Source organism: Neisseria sp. KEM232 (genome assembly GCF_002237445.1).
Classification (GTDB): Bacteria; Pseudomonadota; Gammaproteobacteria; order Burkholderiales; family Neisseriaceae; genus Neisseria.
Genome location: NZ_CP022527.1, coordinates 2136176 through 2152732, shown reverse-complemented (window position 1 = coordinate 2152732; position 16557 = coordinate 2136176). Strand labels below are relative to the sequence as shown.

Sequence of the window (16557 nt, the reverse complement as noted above, 5' to 3'; positions counted from 1 at the left end):
AAGAGAGAAAGGCGGGCGAAGACGTCGTCAATCCCTACGCCCTGAACGCCGTGCGTCTTGACGAAGACAGCCTGGCCGTCTTCTGTGCAGCAGCAATCTGCCGTCTTCCAAGAGGCCGTCTGAAACCGACCGCAGCCTGCCTCCCCTTTCAGACGGCCTTTCGGCTACAATTCCGCCCCCTTTACTCTCTATTAAGCAAACCCGCCATGAAAAACATTGTTATCCTGATTTCCGGACGCGGCAGCAATATGCAGGCCGTTGTCGAAGCCGCCATTCCCGACGTCCGCATCCGTGCCGTGCTCAGCAACAACGAACACGCTGCCGGACTGGTTTGGGCGGCAGAGCGCGGCATCGCCACCGCCGCCCTCAGTCACAAAAACTACCCTGACCGCGCCGCCTTCGATACCGCCATGGCAGCCGAAATCGACCGCTACGAGCCCGATCTCGTCGTCCTTGCCGGCTTTATGCGCATCCTGACGCCGGAATTCTGCCGCCGTTACGAAGGCCGTCTGATCAACATCCATCCTTCCCTACTGCCAGCATTCCCCGGCCTGCACACCCACCGGCGCGCCCTCGATGCCGGCTGCCGCCTTGCCGGCTGCACCATCCACTTCGTCACCCCCGAACTCGACTGCGGCCCGGTTATAGCACAGGGCGCCGTACCCGTTTTCGACGGCGATACTGCCGACACTCTTGCAGAGCGCGTCCTCGCCGTAGAACACAAACTGCTGCCGCAGGCCGTCGCCGACTTTGCCGCAGGCCGTCTGAAAATATCCGGAAACCGCGTCAGCAACACCCGCTCTGCCGATTCGGATACATTTTTGTCCAACTGACTGCTTTCCGGCAGACGCGGAAAAAGGCCGTCTGAAACCGGTTTCGGCTTTCAGGCGGCCTTTGGTTTGTCCGCAGTTACTTTCCTGACATTAGCCACAAAACCGCACATCACCGCCGTTACAGACAAAACAAAACCGCTGTCGCGACAGGACGGCGGTTTTGTGCATAACAAGCTGTACGGCAGAAATCAGCCCTGTGCTTTGCGGGCAGGCAGTTTTTCTTTGATGCGGGCGGCTTTGCCGGTCAGACCGCGCAGGTAGTACAGCTTGGCGCGGCGCACGTCGCCACGGCGTTTGACTTCGATTTTTTCGACGTTGGGGGAGTAAAGCTGGAAAGTACGCTCGACGCCTTCGCCGCTGGAGATTTTGCGGACGATGAAGTTGCTGTTCAAACCGCGGTTGCGGCGGGAAATAACAACGCCTTCGTAAGCCTGCAGACGGCTGCGGTTACCTTCGACCACACGCACGGATACGACAACGGTGTCGCCCGGTGCAAATTCGGGGATGGTTTTGTTCAGGCGGGCGATTTCTTCCTGCTCGAGTTGTTGGATTAGATTCATTGTTTTTCCTAAATTATGATTGGATTTCCCGTTGCTCCTGCTCGATTTTCTGCAAGAGGCGGGCTTCCTGTGGGATCAAACTGCGCCGTGCCAGCAAATCCGGCCGGCGCACCAAGGTGCGTCGCAGCGATTGTTCCAACCGCCACTCGGCTATCAGGCCGTGGTTGCCCGAACGTAAGACTTCGGGAACAACCATGCCCTGAAATTCTGTGGGTCTGGTGTAGTGCGGACAATCCAAGAGGCCGTCTGAAAACGAGTCCTGCTCGGCAGAGCGCGCGTCGCCCAATACGCCGGGCACCAGTCTCAATACCGCATCCATCAGCATCATAGCGGGCAATTCGCCTCCGGAGACGACGAAGTCGCCGATACCGATTTCTTCATCAACGCCGCTTTGCAGCAACCGCTCGTCTATGCCTTCGTAGCGGCCGCACAGCAGTATAAGATCGGAAAGCTGCGCCAGTTCTGCTGCTTTTGCATGGGTCAGCGCTGCTCCCTGCGGGCTGAGGTATATCACCCTGCCCCTGCCGCTTTGCGTCTGCGCCCGTGCGGCTTCGATGGCGGCATAAAGCGGCGGTGCCATCATAATCATGCCCGGTCCGCCGCCAAACGGTCTGTCGTCGATATAGCCAAGTTTGTTGTCGGCAAAACGGCGCGGGTTGACCGCTTCAAACTGCCAAAGCCCCTGTTGCAGCGCCCTTCCGGTCACGCCGTAGCCGGTAATGCTGTCGAACATTTCCGGAAACAGGGTAATCGCTTGGATTTTCATCAGTAATCCGCAGCCCAATCGGCGGTGATGGTACGGTTTTCGCGGCTGACGTCATCGATAAAGTAATCAACGAAAGGAATCAGCTGCCGCCCTTTGTCGCCGTCGACGATGAGAATATCGTGCGCACCCGTTTGCATCAGCCCGGACACTGTACCGAGAGATTCGCCGCTGCGGCTGATAACCGCCATACCGACCAAATCCGCCCAATAATATTCTCCTTCTTCGGTTTGGGCGAAGTCGGCGCGGCTGATTTCGATGGTGTAGCCGCGCAGGGCGTGCGCGGCATCACGGTCGTTTGTGCCGGAAAATTTGACTTGCAGTTCGCTGCCGTTCAGTTTCCCGGCCTCAACTTCGACCTGAACGGCATGTGTGTCTTTACGCAGACGCCACTGCGGGTAATCCAGCAGGCTGTCGGCGTATTCGGTGTCAGCCGAGACTTTTACCCAGCCTTTCACGCCGAACGCGCCTTTGATGTAGCCCATGGCTACCCATTGCGTTTCGTCTGCCATAAATTAAGCGGCTGCCTGTTGCTCTTTAACCAGTTTGGCAACGGAATCGCTCATTTGCGCGCCTTGGCCGACCCAGTGGTTCAGGCGTTCGCTGTTCAGGCGGACGCGTTCCTGTTTTTCGTTGGCAACGGGGTTGTAGAAGCCGACGCGTTCGATGAAGCGGCCGTCGCGGCGGTTACGGCTGTCGGTCACGACAACGCTGTAAAAGGGACGTTTTTTCGAGCCGCCGCGGGCCAAACGGATAACTACCATGTTTATTTTCCTCAAATGAAAGTTCGGAGATACACAAAGGCGCGGATTTTAAGCTGCTTTGGCGGCTTCGCGCAAGCGTTTATTGCCGCAGCAGGCGGTTTTTCGGGCGTTTTTCTTTTTGCAGCGGCAGCTTCGCGGAAAAAAGGCCGCCGTCCTCCGCCGAAGGCGCGGTTTTGAAACCCAGTTTTGCGGCCAGGGCGAGCATGGCGGCGTTTCCGGCGAGGATTTCGGCGCAGACGGAACGGTAGCCCTGCCGCCCGGCGCTACGCACCAGCAGCCGCATCAGATACTGCGCCAGTCCCTGCCTTTTCATGTCGGCGGCCACGGCGATGCCGAACTCACAGGCGTCGGGGAAACGCAGGCAGGCGTATTGCGCCCAGCCGGCCATCTCGCCATTGCCGTACCACGCGGCAACGGCTGCCTCGCGGGCATAGTCCAAACGGCTGAAACGGGCAAGGCGCTCGCCCGGCAGTTCTTTGACGGCGCTCATAAAACGCGTGCGGCGGTCGTTTTCGTCCATGTTGCGGACAAACTGCTGCAAGGCTTCGGCGTCTTCGGGCAAAAGCGGGCGGACGAAAAGTATCCGTCCGTCGGCGGCGGTGAAGAAGCGGCCGTCTGAAAGCGGCGCGGCGGCAAAAAACGGGGAGCTTTGTCCGTCGGCTTCCCGGGCGACAGACAGGCTTTCCGTCTGCATCCGTGCAGCGGCGGTATCGACGCGGATACACAGCGATTGCAGCTGCGGCAGGCCGTAAGCGGCGGCATTGAGGGAAAACAGCAGCTGTTCCAGCGCGCCGGTCAGCCTGCTGCCGCCGAAAAAGCGGTTTAGGCGGCGGGCGTGGCCGGTGTCGAAGGGCGGCAGAAGCATCACCGTCTGTCCGCGGTATTGCGCTTCAAGCACCGCGCCGTAGTGCGGCAGGATGCGGTAGGACAAAAGGCCGTCTGAAAACAGGTTTTCCGCTTCCGTCGGCGGCAGGTGCAGGGCGGCGGCAAGCTCGGTTGGATGCTCGGACAACAGCGCGGCCTGACGCAAATCGGGCGGCGACGGCGTCTGCTGCGGCGGTTTGGCGGCGGTTTGCCGCTCTTTGCGGATGCGCTGCCACGCGCTTTGCGCCGCCAGCGTGCGTACTGCCTGCTCGGATGTATCGAAAGTCAGAAGGCCGTCTGAAAACCCTGCCGCCGCGCTGCCTGCGGCCAGATAAAGCGGCGTTTCGCTCTGTTTTTGCAATTGGGCAAGCTGCGGCACGGCATCGGGGCGTTCGGCGGCCGACACCAGCAGGGCGCGGCAGTCTTGCCCGTTCAGCGCGGCGGCGGCCAAATCGCGGATTTCCAGAGGATTGGCGTGGCGGCCGTAGGCAGGCAGGACTTGCGGCTGCACACCGGCGGCGCGCGCCATATCGGCCAGCCAGCCCGTTTCGCCACCGCCGAGGATGTGGACGCCCGCCGCGTGGCGCAGGCGCGGCAGGCAGGCGGCGTGCACGGCGGCGCGCAACTCGTCGGGCGTGCGCGTCGGCAATGCGCCGCAGCGTCCGCACAATGCGTGCAGCAGCGCGGTTTCCTGTTCGGACAGGCTTTGCGCGGCGTGGAGAATGATCTGTTTGTCCTGCGCCGCGAGCCGCAGCGTGCTGTAAAAAGCGGCATCCTGTCCGGGCAGGTATTGGACAACCAGCACATGGCTGCCCGCGTCTTCGCGGAAACGGTTCAGCCACGGGTCGGGCGGCGCGGCGGGCGTCAAGCCGGCGGCAAAGGAAAAGCCGACATTCAAACCGTCCAGCCGGTGGAACACGTCACGGCAGAAGCCGTCCTGCCGCCCGATCAACGCCACGCGCCCCGCTGCGGGAAACAGGCCGCCGCCGTTGGCATACAGACCGTTTTGCGGCAGGTTGAAACCGTCTTCGCCGCAGAGCAGAAGCTGCGTCGGCGCATCTTCGCCGCCTGCCGCTTTCAGCAGCGCGGCGTATTCGCCCGCGCCGCCGTCTTCACCGTCGGCCGTCAGCACCAGCACGCAGGGCACGCCCGCCGCCGCACAGGCCGCCACCGCGCCCGCCCTGCCCTGCGCGTTGACGGCAACCACGGCTGCGTCGGGCGTTTCGCCGATCTGCGCCACCGCCGCATAAGCCGCCAGCCCTGCCACGGTTTTGCGTCGCAGGTTGACGGGTGTGAGCCGACCGTAGAACGGCCGGTGCAGCAGGGCGGCAAACACGCGCCCGCCGAGGGTTTCCATGCGCTGGCTGGCGCCGATAACGGCGATGTGGCGGGCATCGAAAAGCGGGGTCAGGGGAAGGGGCAGCATGGTTTTCTCCTGTGCGGCGGTTTCAGACGGCCTCTTTATAAAGGACGGGAGGCGCCCCGCCTTCGCGGGGATGGCGTTTCTGGAAAGACGGACTTTGCGGCGGAGACCGTCTGAAAAAGCGGTTGGTCTGTTTCCAGATAGCTTTTTATTTTGAATGATTGGCATGGTTTGCAGCAAACCAAAACCACGTGCGTTGCTGCGCAACACGCCCTACGGGGAGGAACGGTTTCCGCTTCGTGCCGCGTGTTTGCTGCGGCACGCACTCTACTGACGGAGGCCGTCTGAAAATCAAGGCGGCTCGTTTTCAGACGGCCTGATTGATGGCGGCGGGACGGTTTTTGGTTCTCCAAACCGCGTGCGTTGCTGCGCAACATACCCTGCAACAGGCCGTCTGAAAGGTTTTTCTGAGAAGGATTTTACAGATAAGGCTCGAGGGTGCGGCGGAGGATTTCCGTGTCTTCGACGGCGGTGATTTCGGCTTGGCCGAGGCGTTCGAGGCCGATGAAGCGCATGACGCCGCCGCTGACTTTTTTGTCGTGGCGCATGTGTGCGAGCCATTGTGCAAACGGGAATTTCGGCGGCGCGTCGGGCAGGCGGGCGCGGCGGATGAGGGCGGCGGCGCGTTCGGTATCGGCGGCTTTCAGACGGCCTGTCTGTTCGGACAGGCGGCAGGCGAGCACCATGCCGGCGGCGACGGCTTCGCCGTGCAGCCAGTTGCCGTAGCCCATTTCGGCTTCGACGGCGTGGCCGAAGGTGTGGCCGAGGTTGAGATGCACACGGATGCCGCGTTCGGTTTCGTCGGCGGCGACGATGTCGGCTTTCATTTTGCAGCAGTGGTAGACGGTGTGCGCGAGGGCTGCGGGCTGCTGCGCCATCACGGCGTCGATGTTGTTTTCCAGCCAGTCGAGAAAATCCGCGTCGCCCAACAGGGCGTATTTGATGACTTCGGCCATGCCTGCGGAAAATTCGCGCGGCGGCAGGGTGGCGAGGGCGGTGAGGTCGGCGAAGACGGCCTGTGGCTGGTAAAACGCGCCGATCATGTTTTTGCCCAGCGGGTGGTTGACGGCGGTTTTGCCGCCGACGGATGAGTCGACCTGGCTTAAGAGGGTGGTGGGGATTTGGACGAAGGGGACGCCGCGCTGGTAGGTGGCGGCGGCAAAGCCTGCGGTGTCGCCGATAACGCCGCCGCCGAGGGCGATAAGGGTGGTGCCGCGTTCGGCGTGGCGGCGCAGGAGTTCGTCGTAGATCAGGTTGAGGGAGTCGAAGGTTTTGTAGGCTTCGCCGTCGGGCAGGATGACGGGGAAGTGTTCGACGCCGAGGCTGTCTAAGGCCGTCTGAACGTGTTTGAGGTAGAGGGGGGCGACGGTAGTGTTGGTGATGACGGCGGCTTTTTTGCCGACGTAGGGGGCAAGGTGCGGCGCGAGGCCGGACAGCAGGTTTTCGCCGATAAAGATGGGGTAGCTGTGCGACGGGGCGGCGACGGTGAGGGTGCGCATGGTTTAGTCCTGTTGGAGAAGTTGCAGGATGCGGGCGACGGTTTTGCGGCCGTCGTGTTGGTCGGCTTCGACGACAAGGTGGGCGGCAGCGCGGTAGACGGCGTCGCGCGCGTCGTAGAGGGCGCGCAGTTTGGTCAGCGGGTCGGCCACTTGCAGCAGCGGGCGGTTTTTGTCGCAGCGGGTGCGCTCGAGCAGGATTTCGGGCACGGCGTGCAGGTAGATAACGGTGCCGCGTTCGTGCAGGCGGCGGCGGTTTTCTTCGCGCATGGCCGCGCCGCCGCCGGTGGCAAGGACGATGCCGTCAAGGGCGGTGAGCTCGTCGATAACGGCCGCTTCGCGGATGCGGAAGCCTTCTTCGCCCTCCATCTCGAAGATGGTGGGAACGGACACGCCGGTGCGCCCGCAGACGGTTTGGTCGCTGTCGTAAAACGGACGGTCGAGCCGTTTGGCAAGCTGTCTGCCGAGGGTGGTTTTGCCCGCGCCCGGCAGGCCGATTAGGAAGAGGTTGTTTTTGGCTGGGTTCATGGCAACGTATTTTAACCGAAAAATACGGAAATCTGCGCTGTGTGAAAAAGGCTTTCAGACGGCCGTCTGAAAGCCTTTTTCTGGTTATTTTTTGTCGGCGCTTTGCTTTGCCGCTTTTTTTTCTGCTTTGGCGGCTTTGCGTTTGGCGCGGGACTCGGCCATTTTCTCGCGGTAAAAGCGAATGCGGGTGCGTTTTTTCCACCAAAACCAGCCGATAACGGCCGCGCCGATGCCGATGGCGGCGAACAGGCCGTGTTGGAGTTGGTGGACGGTTTTCATCAGCCAGTCGCGGTTGGTGGCGCCGTAGTCGCCGAGATAAACCCAGATGGGCACGGAAATCAGGGCGGCGAGGCCGTCCATCACGATAAAGCGCAGCACGGACACTTTGCCGCTGATGCCTGCGGTCATGTAGATGGGGGTGCGCAGGCCGGGCAGGAAACGGGCGACGAAGAGCACCCAGTTGCCGTATTTTTCAAATTTTTCTTCCACCTGCGCGTAGCGCTTGGGCGTCATGACGCGGGCGATGGGTTTGAATTTGAGGATGTTGTCGCCCCAGATGCGTCCGGCGGCAAACACCAGCCCGTCGCCCGCCAGCACGCCCGCCATGCCCACGGCAACCATGATGTGCACGTCGGTATAGCCAAGGCCGGAGATGATGCCGCCGGTGACGAGGGTGATGTCTTCGGGAATGGGCACGCCGAAGCCGCAGGCGATAAGCACCGAAAACACGGCTGCGTATCCGTATTGGAGGAAGAAACTTTCTAAAAAGGCAGCCATAAATCCTGTTTCCTGTCGGGCGTTGTCGAAAAACCGAAACCTGATGCCGCGCGGCATCAGGCCGTCTGAAAGAAGCGGCGGATTATACCGTATCACAAGCCATGCGGCGCGCCGTTTTTACACCGTTTAGCCCTGCGGGCGCAGCAGCAAATCCGCGCAGAAAAACCGTCTGCGCCGCACAGCTGCGCGGTTCAGACGGCCTGTTTCAGAAACGTCATTCCCGCGCAGGCGGGAACGGCCTTATCCGGCCGCTTGGCGGATGGCGTCGGCGATTTTCTCCGCGCCCTGTTTGGCGGCGTCGGCGCGGCGTGCTTCGACCATCACGCGCACTACCGGCTCTGTGCCCGATGCGCGCAGCACCACGCGGCCTTCGCCCGCAAGGCTCTGTTCCACTTCGGCCAGCACGGCGGCCGACGCGCCCTGCCAGTCGCGCCCTTTTTCAATGCGCACGTTAATCATGGTTTGCGGGAAGGCTTTCCAGTCCACCGCTGTTTCCAAGTCCTGCCCCAGAATTTGCAGGGCGGCGAACACTTGCAGGGCGGAGATGATGCCGTCGCCCGTGTTGTGTTTGTCCATGCACAGCACATGGCCGGAGGCCTCGCCGCCCACCAGCCAGCCGCGCTCGTGCAATTGTTCGAGCACGTAGCGGTCGCCGACTTTGGCGCGCGCGAAGGGGATGTTTTTTTCCTGCAAGGCCAGCTCCATCGCCATATTGGTCATGACCGTGCCGACCACGCCGCCCAACGGCAGCCCTTCCTGCGCGCGGGCTTTGGCGATAACGTAGATGAGTTTGTCGCCGTCGTAGACGCGGCCGTTTTTGTCGGCCATCAGCAGGCGGTCGCCGTCGCCGTCGAGGGCGATGCCGTAGTCGGCTTCGTTCTGCAAAACGGCGGCCTGCAGGTTTTTCGCATAGGTTGCGCCGCAGCGCTCGTTGATGTTGTAGCCGTTGGGTTCGTCGGCGATGCTCACCACTTCCGCGCCCAGCTCGTGGAACACTTTCGGTGCGACGCCGTAGCCCGCGCCGTTGGCACTGTCTACCACCAGTTTCAGGCCGCGCAGGTCGAAATGGTTGGGGAAGGTGGATTTGCAGAACTCGATGTAGCGGTCGTCGGCGCCGTTGATGCGGCGGGCGCGGCCGAGGCGGTCGGAATGCTCGGTTTGCGCCGTTTTGTCCAATTCGGCCTCGATTTCCAGCTCGATTTTGTCGGACAGCTTCACGCCGCCTTCGGCAAAAAACTTGATGCCGTTGTCGGCATAGCCGTTGTGCGAGGCGGAAATCATCACGCCCGCCGCCAGCCGCAGCGCGCGCGTCAGATAGGCGATGCCGGGCGTGGGCAGCGGGCCGGTCTGGATTACGTTCACGCCCGCCGAGGTGAAGCCCGCCACCAGCGCCGCTTCCAGCATATAGCCGGAAATGCGCGTGTCCTTGCCGATAATCACCGTCGGCCTGCCCTTGCCGTCGTGTTTTACCAGCACGCGCCCGGCGGCATAGCCCAGTTTCAACACGAAATCGGGGGTAATCGGAAATTTGCCCACCTCGCCGCGCACGCCGTCGGTGCCGAAATATTTTTTAGCCATGATTCTGCTCCTTTTTATAGAATGAAAATATAGAATGAAAACGGAAAAATAATTTTGAAAAACAGCAGTTAAGCGCGTAATAAACCGCCATATTGAGCCATGCGCCACGCTTTCTCGGTCTTTGTGCATCGGAGGCCGTCTGAAAGGCTTTTCAGACGGCCTCATATCCCGTCAAGCCAAATCCCCACCCAGCGCCGCCCACACTTTTAGCGCGTCGGCGGTTTCCTTCACATCGTGCACGCGCAGGATGTTTGCGCCGCGCGACACCGCCGCCAGCGCCGCCGCCACGCTGCCCGCCGCCCGTTCAGACGGCTTCTCTTCGCCTGTCAGCGCCCCGATCATCCGTTTGCGCGACACACCAATCAAAAGCGGCAGGCCGCATTCCCGCGCCAGCGCCCACAGGCCGCGCATCAGCGCGGTATTGTGTTCCAGCGTTTTGCCGAAACCGAAACCCGGATCGAGCACCAGCCGCCGCCGCGCAATGCCCGCCGCTTCGCAGGCCGCCGCGCGTTCGTTCAGATAGGCCGCCACTTCCGCCACCACATCGCCATAGGCGGGATTGTCCTGCATCGTCTGCGGCAGCCCCTTCATATGCATCAGGCAGACGCCGACCATCGGATGCCGCGCCAAAAGCGCCGCCGCACCCGCATCTTCCAGCGCCTGCACATCATTAATCACGTCCGCCCAGCCCGCATCCAGCAGCCGCCGCATAATCTCCGTGCGCCGCGTATCGACACTAATCGGCACATTCCATTTCGCCAGCTCGGGCAGTACCGTCGACAGCCGCCGCCACTCCTCTTCCGCCGACACAAAATCCGCTCCCGGCCGCGTCGATTCGCCGCCCACGTCCAAAATGTCCGCGCCGCCGCGCAGCAGCTTTTCCGCATGCGCGAGCGTGTCGGCCGCAGCCGCCGCATAAGTGCCGCCGTCGGAAAACGAATCGGGCGTCACATTCACAATGCCCATGATTTTCGGCGCGGCCAAATCCAATTCAAACCGCCCCGCCTGCCAAATCCGTTCCATACCCTGCCCCGCCCTTGTGAAAAAGGCGCGATTATACAGCAGGGCGGGCAAGACCACGGCAGACTAATCCGCTACAATGCCGCCTTTTTCCGACACGTTTTCAGACGGCCTTTTCGCCCGCAAAAGGCCGTCTGAAAGCCATGTTCCAACCCGGTTAAAAACCGCGCCAAATACCATGAACAAAACCCTCCACGCCGCCGCCCTGCGCCGCATCGAAGACAAAATCGGCCACCGCTTCGCCGATCCCGCCCTGCTCTTGCGCGCCCTCACCCACCGCAGCCACTCGTCCGCCCACAACGAGCGCTTCGAATTTGTCGGCGATTCCATCCTCAACTATGCCGTCGCCAAAATGCTGTTCGACGCCTATCCCGACCTGCCCGAAGGCCGCCTCTCCCGCCTCAGAGCCAACCTCGTCAACCAAGAAACTCTGGCCGAAACCGCCGCCGCCATCGGCCTGGGCGACGGCTTGCTTCTGGGCGCGGGCGAACTCAAAAGCGGCGGTTTCAGACGGCCTTCCATCCTCGCCGACGCCCTCGAAGCCCTGTTTGCCGCCGTCAGCTTCGATGCCGATTTTGCCGCCGCCGAAGCCGTCGTCCGCCGCCTGTTTGCCGAGCGCGTCCGATCCGCCGACTGCGGCGAAACCGAAGCCAAAGACGCCAAAACCCGCCTGCAGGAAGCCTTGCAGGCACAGCGCTTCGCCCTTCCAAAATACCGCATCGAACATCAGGAAGGCGAAGGCAGCGACGCCCGTTTCACCGTTTCCTGCGACTTGGGCGAACTCGGCTTCATCTCCACCGCCGAAGCATCCAGCCGCCGAGCCGCCGAACAGCAGGCCGCCGCCGAAGCCTTCGCCTGGCTCGCCGAACGCCATCCGGTTTCCGCCCCCGCGAAAAAACGCAAAAGCCGCCACGGCAAAAAGGCCGTCTGAAAGCAAAGTTCCAGCGGAGCGAACAATGAACAGCTTCTCCCCCGATTTGCACGACCGCAAAATCCTCGGCGCCCGCCACCACCCGCAGCAGGAAACGCTGGACATCTTCCTCGACGGCGGCACGCTGCGCCTCAGCTCCGTCGCCGCCTTCCTGCTGCAAACGCTGACCGAACAAAACATCATCCTCGACGTCTACACCTACCCGTCCCGCCAAGCTCCGCAAAGCTGGCTGGACGAATACCCGTGGTTGGAAGACTTCACAGACGACGCCTACCGCTTCGTCTTTATCTGCCCGTCCGCAGGCTGCATCGGCATCATCGTCCAGCGTACAAACGGCACCATCGAATATTCGGCGGAGTAAAACCGATTTCAGACGGCCTTTGCCCGTAAGGCCGTCTGAAAAACAAAAAGGCCGTCTGAAAAGCATTTTGCTGCTTTTCAGACGGCCTGATTGTTTGCCGACTGCCTGCGTTACGACGGCACAAAAGCGCCGATAAGAGGTTTCAGACGGTCTGTCTGCTGCGCGTTCAGGCGGATTTGAATCAGGGAAATGCCGCTGCATTGTCGGACTTCGGGCGTCGGCCACAGGGTCAGCAGGCCGCCGCAGGTAAATTCGAGGGTTTTCATGATGCGTTCAAGCCGTTCGGGGGTGGGTCAAAAATACTGTTGCGTGCGGCAACGCCTGCCTTAGGGCGTGTTGACAATCAACATTTTGGCAGCTTTTCCGTCCTAAAACGGCATCTGCCGCGTTGAAAATACTCGCCTATGTCGCATTTTCGCCTTGCATCTGCCGTTTTATGCCAAAAAATCCGCTTCAAAAGTTGAATGTCAACACGCCCTAGCACGGCTGCGTTCAGCCGCGTTTCATTATGCGTGCGGTTTCGTGCCAGAAGCCGTCGGGACGGCGTTCGAGGGCGGCGAAGAGGCCGTGCGGTTCTTGGCGGATTTGCCGCCAGTCTTGCGTTTCATCTTCGCGCACCCGTGCGGGGGCGAGGTAGGACAGGCGCGGCAGGCGGGTGTAGCGCAGGCCGTCTGAAAACCCGTTTTCAGACGGCCATTGGTCGAAATAAAGGCCGTGCCAGCCCAGCGGGTTGAGCGGGCTCTGCCAAACGGCGGCGGCGGGGGCGAACAGGGTGCCGCGCAGGATGCTGACGCTGCGCGGCTCGCGGGAAACGCCCGCTGCGGCCAAAGCTGCCCGCCCTGCTCCGCTCTGTGCGGCGGCAAGCTGTTTTTGCAGCTTGGCGGCTTTGGCGGTAAGGCGGTCTTGCGGGTTGAGGCCGACAAAGCCGTCGGGGCTGCCGTCGGCCGCGCCGTAGTATTTGCAGGCCAATTCGATGTGATAGGGCGTGCCGCTGAGTTCGGCGATGAAATCGAGTTCGCCCGCCGTGTTCAGGCCGTCTGAAAGGCGGAGGTTGCGGGCGAGCAGGCGGCTGTGCGGGGCGGTGTCCAGCCAGAAGGCAAGCAGGCTTTCGGCGTAGCGGCCGAGGCGGCCGTGGTGCGGGGCGTCGGCGGCGAGGCGGGCGGCAAGCGGTGCGGGATCGTCGTCCAAAGCGAGAAGGTAGCGGAAGCCGCCTTCGCCCAGCAGGGTGCGCACGGGCAGTTCGCAGCCGCTGTGCCAGGGGGCGGGGGCGGTGAGAATAGCGGCAAGGGCGCGGACGTGCGGGTCGGCGAGCCGCCACCAGAGGGCGTCGAGGGCGTAGTTCATGGTTCGGCAAAGGAGCGGGCGGAATGTTTCAGACGGCCTCAAAGTATGTTTGAGGCCGTCTGAAAAGAAGTTTAGCGTTGCGCCTGGAAGGCGGCAAATTCGCGCAGGAAGTTGGCGAGCATGTCGTGGCCGTGTTCGGTGAGCAGGGCTTCGGGGTGGAACTGCACGCCTTCGACGGCGTATTCTTTGTGGCGCAGCCCCATGATTTCGCCGTCCTGCGTCCATGCGGAGATTTCGAGGCAGTCGGGCAGGCTGTCGCGTTCGACGGCGAGGCTGTGGTAGCGCGTGCAGGTGACGGGGTTGGGCAGATTGGCGAACACGCCGCCGTTGTTGTGGTACACGGGCGAGACTTTGCCGTGCATCAGCTCTTTGGCGCGGACGATGCAGCCGCCGAAGGCTTCGCCGATGGCCTGGTGGCCGAGGCACACGCCCAAAACAGGCAGCCTGCCCGCGAAATGCCGTATCGCCTCCACCGACACGCCCGCTTCTTTGGGCGAGCAGGGGCCGGGGCCGATCACGAGATACTGCGGCGCGAGGGCGGCGATTTCTTCAAGGGTGATGCCGTCGTTGCTGCGTACCAGCACTTCCTGTCCGAGTTCGCCGAAGTATTGGACGATGTTGTAGGTGAAGCTGTCGTAGTTGTCGATAAAGAGTAGCATGGTTCACTAAGCGTTTGATTGGATTGAAGACGCGGTTTCGCGGGAGGCCGTCTGAAAACAGATGTGCCGTCTGCTTTGCTTTTCAGACGGCCTTTTTATCTGCCTGCACGGTTCAGGCCGTCTGAAAAATCTGCCGCACGCGCTCGAGGTCTTCTTGGGTGTCGACGCCGGGGGCGGGGGCTTGGGCGGTGATGCCGACGGCGATGGCGCGGCCGTGCCAGAGGACGCGCAGCTGTTCCAGCGATTCGGTGTGTTCCAGCGGCGAGGGCGGCATGGCGGCGTATTCCTGCAAAAATCCGGCGCGGTAGGCGTAGATGCCGATGTGGCGCAGCGGCAGGGGCTGCGGCAGTTTGCGTTCTCCGGCGCGCATGGTGTCGCGCGGGTAGGCGATGGGGGCGCGGCTGAAATAGAGTGCCTGCCCCTGCGCGTTGGGCACGACTTTGACGACGTTGGGGTTGAGGAATTCGTCGAAATCGTTGATTTCGTGGGCGGCGGTGGCCATCGGTGCCCGGCCGTCGGCGAGGGCTGCGGCGGTTTGGCGGATGAGTTCGGGATCGATCAGCGGCTCGTCGCCCTGCACGTTGACGACGACGGTTTGCGGCGGCAGGCTGAGGATTTGTGCGGCTTCGGCCAGGCGGGTGGTGCCGCTTTCGTGGCTGTCGGCGGTGAGCACGGTTTCGATGCCGTGCGCTTGGCAGGCCGTCTGAATTTCGGCGGCGTCGGTGGCGACGACGATGCGCGCCGCGCCGCTTTTGCCTGCCTGTTCGGCCACGCGCACGACCATGGGTTTGCCTCCGATGTCGGCCAGCGCTTTGCGCGGCAGGCGGCTGGACGAGAGGCGGGCGGGGATGATAACGGTGAATTCGGTGTTCATGCGGCCAGCTCCTCTTCGCTCAGTTGGCGCGCTTCGCTTTCGAGCATATAGGGGATGCCGTCTTTAATCGGGAAGGCGAGTTTGGCCTGGCGGCTCCACAGCTCCTGTTTGTCGCGGCGGTATTCGAGTCTGCCTTTGGTAACGGGGCAGACGAGGATGTCGAAGTATTTTTGTTCCATGGCGGATTCCTTATTTTTCGGGGCGGGCGGAGAGGCGCTCGAGTTCTTTGATGTAGGCGCGGGCGTGGCGGGCGGTGGTTTCCTGCGTCATTTTCATCACCTGCGGCATGATTTTTTTGACGAAGCCGACCTGTTTGCCGAGTATCGACTGGCCGACGGGTGTGCCGAAGAAGGCGGTCATGGCGTCCACTTCTTCCTGCGTGTAGGTGGCTTTCATTTCCTGCATAACGTATTTTTTCAGACGGCCTTGAAAAGCGGGCGAAGCAGTTTCGGCGGCGGTGTCGCGCAGGAATTTTTCGGTGATTTGGGCAAACCGCTCTTTTTTGCTTTCGGGTACGCGCTCCAACACGGCCTTCATTTCGCCGCTGTCGGCGATGACTCGCTTGGCCATGTCGGGAATGGCGGCGGACATGTTTTTCCACATCTCGTCGATGTGCTGCACTTCCATCAGCTTTTCCAGCGAGGCATCGGTGGGCGGCGCGGCGAAGGCGGCGGCGCAGACGCAGGAGAGCACGGCGGCCAGCAGGTTTTTTTTCACGGTGTTGTCCTTTCGTTCGGTTCGCAAACGGGTTGCGGGTTTTTCAGACGGCCTGCAAGCTGCGCCGCCAAATCGGGGCGGATTATCGCACAAACGGGCAGCACCCAAACGTTTTCGGGGATGGGGCCGTCTGAAAATTTGGCCGCGTCTTTTTCGGTGACGAACACCGTATCGGCCGCGGGCAGATCGGCGGCGGACAGGGCGGCATGGTCGGGCAGGGACACGGTTTCGTCGGGCACGATGCCCAGCACGCGCAGGCTGCGGAAAAAGCGTTCGGGCTTGGCAATGGCGGCCAGGGCGGCGGTTTTGCCCGTTTTCAGACGGTCTGTATCGAAGGTTTCGCCGGGGTCGGCAAGGCGGTAGATTGCGCCCGGCTGCACGGTCGAGAAAAACACTTTTTCCGGCGGCAGGCGCAGCGGCGCGGCGTCGGTGTCTTCCGTGCTGCCGCTGATAACGACGTAATCGGCCTGCGCCAGTCGGGAGGGCGGTTCGCGCAGGCAGCCGTTGGGCAGCAGGTCGAGATTGCGCCGCGCCAGATCGGCGGCGGGAAAAACGGCGATTTCGATGTCGCGCGCCAGCGCGTAATGCTGCAAACCGTCGTCGGCGACAATAGCATCCAAATCGGGATGCGCCGCCAGCAGGGCGCGGGCGGCGTCGGCGCGGCGGCTGCCGACGGCGGCGGGCGCGGCGGTTTGGCGGTAGAGCATCAAAGGTTCGTCGCCCGCGGCGGCGGCGGTGCTGCGCGGGTGTAAAACGTGGACGCCGCCGCCCTGCCGCCCGTAGCCTCGGCTGACGATACCGACTTTCAGCCCCTGCGCCTGCAAGCCTTTTACCAGCGCGGCGGTGACCGGCGTTTTGCCCGTGCCGCCCGCGTGGATGTTGCCGACAACGATAAGGGGCACGGGCAGTTTTTCGCTTTTCAGACGGCCTGTGCGGTACAGATGGCGGCGCAGGGCGGAGGCCGTCTGAAACAGGCGGGCGGGCAGCCACAGCAGCAGGGTGAGCGGCAGACGCGGCCGCTGCCAGTGGCTTTCGATGATTTGGTGGAGCTTGGGCATTTCAGAC

Annotated in this window: 20 protein-coding genes; 3 read left to right on the top strand and 17 right to left on the bottom strand. The window is 62.3% G+C overall.

Annotated elements, in window-relative coordinates; genetic code table 11:
* Positions 1-206 precede the first annotated feature (206 nt).
* Positions 207-833, top strand: coding sequence for a phosphoribosylglycinamide formyltransferase (purN, locus tag CGZ77_RS10725; RefSeq protein WP_036495719.1), 627 nt, complete (start codon positions 207-209; stop codon positions 831-833).
* A gap of 188 nt (positions 834-1021) precedes the next feature.
* On the opposite strand, the gene rplS is transcribed toward purN, so the two are convergent.
* From rplS to folP, 10 genes are all read right to left on the bottom strand, one after another.
* On the bottom strand, positions 1022-1393 hold the full coding sequence (gene rplS / locus CGZ77_RS10720; protein WP_009425574.1) for a 50S ribosomal protein L19: 372 nt from the start codon (positions 1391-1393) through the stop codon (positions 1022-1024).
* Positions 1394-1406: 13 nt separating this feature from the next.
* Positions 1407-2159: a tRNA (guanosine(37)-N1)-methyltransferase TrmD gene (trmD, locus tag CGZ77_RS10715; RefSeq protein WP_009425575.1), complete on the bottom strand. Its 753-nt coding sequence runs from the start codon at positions 2157-2159 to the stop codon at positions 1407-1409.
* A complete protein-coding gene (gene rimM, locus CGZ77_RS10710; protein ID WP_009425576.1) occupies positions 2159-2668 on the bottom strand; it encodes a ribosome maturation factor RimM in 510 nt (169 codons plus the stop codon). Before rimM ends, trmD begins: the two co-directional genes overlap by 1 nt.
* Before the next feature lie 3 nt (positions 2669-2671).
* The gene (gene rpsP, locus CGZ77_RS10705) at positions 2672-2920 is read right to left on the bottom strand and encodes a 30S ribosomal protein S16 (RefSeq protein ID WP_009425577.1); all 249 of its coding nucleotides are present in this window, start codon (positions 2918-2920) and stop codon (positions 2672-2674) included.
* A 79-nt stretch (positions 2921-2999) separates the two neighbouring features.
* Complete coding sequence (locus CGZ77_RS10700) at positions 3000-5210, bottom strand: GNAT family N-acetyltransferase (RefSeq protein ID WP_157058114.1); 2211 nt, start codon at positions 5208-5210, stop codon at positions 3000-3002.
* 416 nt (positions 5211-5626) lie between these two features.
* Positions 5627-6706, bottom strand: a complete 1080-nt coding sequence (gene aroB / locus CGZ77_RS10695) for a 3-dehydroquinate synthase (RefSeq protein ID WP_009425580.1) — start codon at positions 6704-6706, stop codon at positions 5627-5629.
* Positions 6707-6709: 3 nt separating this feature from the next.
* Positions 6710-7231, bottom strand: a complete 522-nt coding sequence (locus CGZ77_RS10690) for a shikimate kinase (RefSeq protein WP_009425581.1) — start codon at positions 7229-7231, stop codon at positions 6710-6712.
* Between the two features lie 84 nt (positions 7232-7315).
* Positions 7316-8008: a DedA family protein gene (locus CGZ77_RS10685; protein WP_036495707.1), complete on the bottom strand. Its 693-nt coding sequence runs from the start codon at positions 8006-8008 to the stop codon at positions 7316-7318.
* Between the two features lie 240 nt (positions 8009-8248).
* A complete protein-coding gene (gene glmM, locus CGZ77_RS10680; protein ID WP_036495708.1) occupies positions 8249-9586 on the bottom strand; it encodes a phosphoglucosamine mutase in 1338 nt (445 codons plus the stop codon).
* Between the two features lie 171 nt (positions 9587-9757).
* Positions 9758-10609, bottom strand: a complete 852-nt coding sequence (gene folP, locus CGZ77_RS10675) for a dihydropteroate synthase (RefSeq protein WP_036495725.1) — start codon at positions 10607-10609, stop codon at positions 9758-9760.
* 175 nt (positions 10610-10784) lie between these two features.
* Here folP and rnc point away from each other — a divergent pair, with 175 nt between their 5' ends.
* Both rnc and CGZ77_RS10665 read left to right on the top strand, forming a co-directional pair.
* Positions 10785-11537, top strand: a complete 753-nt coding sequence (gene rnc, locus CGZ77_RS10670; protein ID WP_036495710.1) for a ribonuclease III — start codon at positions 10785-10787, stop codon at positions 11535-11537.
* A 25-nt stretch (positions 11538-11562) separates the two neighbouring features.
* Positions 11563-11898 carry a hypothetical protein gene (locus CGZ77_RS10665; protein ID WP_009425586.1) on the top strand — a complete coding sequence of 112 codons (336 nt, stop codon included), beginning with the start codon at positions 11563-11565 and terminating at the stop codon, positions 11896-11898.
* Between the two features lie 110 nt (positions 11899-12008).
* Here the strand turns inward: CGZ77_RS10665 and CGZ77_RS12170 are convergent, their stop codons facing one another.
* The 7 genes from CGZ77_RS12170 to lpxK form a co-directional block, all read right to left on the bottom strand.
* A complete protein-coding gene (locus tag CGZ77_RS12170; protein ID WP_009425587.1) occupies positions 12009-12164 on the bottom strand; it encodes a hypothetical protein in 156 nt (51 codons plus the stop codon).
* Between the two features lie 226 nt (positions 12165-12390).
* Entirely contained in the window at positions 12391-13242 is an 852-nt protein-coding gene (locus tag CGZ77_RS10660) for a DUF1853 family protein (RefSeq protein WP_009425588.1), read from the bottom strand.
* A 71-nt stretch (positions 13243-13313) separates the two neighbouring features.
* Positions 13314-13901, bottom strand: a complete 588-nt coding sequence (locus CGZ77_RS10655; protein WP_094031174.1) for an aminodeoxychorismate/anthranilate synthase component II — start codon at positions 13899-13901, stop codon at positions 13314-13316.
* Positions 13902-14013: 112 nt separating this feature from the next.
* The gene (kdsB, locus tag CGZ77_RS10650; protein WP_009425590.1) at positions 14014-14775 is read right to left on the bottom strand and encodes a 3-deoxy-manno-octulosonate cytidylyltransferase; all 762 of its coding nucleotides are present in this window, start codon (positions 14773-14775) and stop codon (positions 14014-14016) included.
* Entirely contained in the window at positions 14772-14954 is a 183-nt protein-coding gene (locus CGZ77_RS10645; RefSeq protein ID WP_009425591.1) for a Trm112 family protein, read from the bottom strand. Before CGZ77_RS10645 ends, kdsB begins: the two co-directional genes overlap by 4 nt.
* Positions 14955-14964: 10 nt before the next feature.
* Positions 14965-15492 carry a DUF2059 domain-containing protein gene (locus CGZ77_RS10640; RefSeq protein ID WP_009425592.1) on the bottom strand — a complete coding sequence of 176 codons (528 nt, stop codon included), beginning with the start codon at positions 15490-15492 and terminating at the stop codon, positions 14965-14967.
* Positions 15489-16550, bottom strand: a complete 1062-nt coding sequence (gene lpxK, locus CGZ77_RS10635; protein WP_009425593.1) for a tetraacyldisaccharide 4'-kinase — start codon at positions 16548-16550, stop codon at positions 15489-15491. Before lpxK ends, CGZ77_RS10640 begins: the two co-directional genes overlap by 4 nt.
* Between the last annotated feature and the right edge of the window lie 7 nt (positions 16551-16557).

Bases quoted from the DNA above. Each gene is read 5' to 3' on its own strand.
- kdsB (WP_009425590.1), bottom strand. From the start codon at position 14,775: ATGAACACCGAATTCACCGTTATCATCCCCGCCCGCCTCTCGTCCAGC.
- rplS (WP_009425574.1), bottom strand. From the start codon at position 1,393: ATGAATCTAATCCAACAACTCGAGCAGGAAGAAATCGCCCGCCTGAAC.
- lpxK (WP_009425593.1), bottom strand. From the start codon at position 16,550: ATGCCCAAGCTCCACCAAATCATCGAAAGCCACTGGCAGCGGCCGCGT.
- CGZ77_RS10665 (WP_009425586.1), top strand. From the start codon at position 11,563: ATGAACAGCTTCTCCCCCGATTTGCACGACCGCAAAATCCTCGGCGCC.
- folP (WP_036495725.1), bottom strand. From the start codon at position 10,609: ATGGAACGGATTTGGCAGGCGGGGCGGTTTGAATTGGATTTGGCCGCG.
- rpsP (WP_009425577.1), bottom strand. From the start codon at position 2,920: ATGGTAGTTATCCGTTTGGCCCGCGGCGGCTCGAAAAAACGTCCCTTT.
- CGZ77_RS10690 (WP_009425581.1), bottom strand. From the start codon at position 7,231: ATGAACCCAGCCAAAAACAACCTCTTCCTAATCGGCCTGCCGGGCGCG.
- aroB (WP_009425580.1), bottom strand. From the start codon at position 6,706: ATGCGCACCCTCACCGTCGCCGCCCCGTCGCACAGCTACCCCATCTTT.
- purN (WP_036495719.1), top strand. From the start codon at position 207: ATGAAAAACATTGTTATCCTGATTTCCGGACGCGGCAGCAATATGCAG.
- glmM (WP_036495708.1), bottom strand. From the start codon at position 9,586: ATGGCTAAAAAATATTTCGGCACCGACGGCGTGCGCGGCGAGGTGGGC.
- rnc (WP_036495710.1), top strand. From the start codon at position 10,785: ATGAACAAAACCCTCCACGCCGCCGCCCTGCGCCGCATCGAAGACAAA.
- trmD (WP_009425575.1), bottom strand. From the start codon at position 2,159: ATGAAAATCCAAGCGATTACCCTGTTTCCGGAAATGTTCGACAGCATT.
- CGZ77_RS10645 (WP_009425591.1), bottom strand. From the start codon at position 14,954: ATGGAACAAAAATACTTCGACATCCTCGTCTGCCCCGTTACCAAAGGC.
- CGZ77_RS10655 (WP_094031174.1), bottom strand. From the start codon at position 13,901: ATGCTACTCTTTATCGACAACTACGACAGCTTCACCTACAACATCGTC.
- CGZ77_RS10700 (WP_157058114.1), bottom strand. From the start codon at position 5,210: ATGCTGCCCCTTCCCCTGACCCCGCTTTTCGATGCCCGCCACATCGCC.
- CGZ77_RS10660 (WP_009425588.1), bottom strand. From the start codon at position 13,242: ATGAACTACGCCCTCGACGCCCTCTGGTGGCGGCTCGCCGACCCGCAC.
- CGZ77_RS12170 (WP_009425587.1), bottom strand. From the start codon at position 12,164: ATGAAAACCCTCGAATTTACCTGCGGCGGCCTGCTGACCCTGTGGCCG.
- CGZ77_RS10685 (WP_036495707.1), bottom strand. From the start codon at position 8,008: ATGGCTGCCTTTTTAGAAAGTTTCTTCCTCCAATACGGATACGCAGCC.
- rimM (WP_009425576.1), bottom strand. From the start codon at position 2,668: ATGGCAGACGAAACGCAATGGGTAGCCATGGGCTACATCAAAGGCGCG.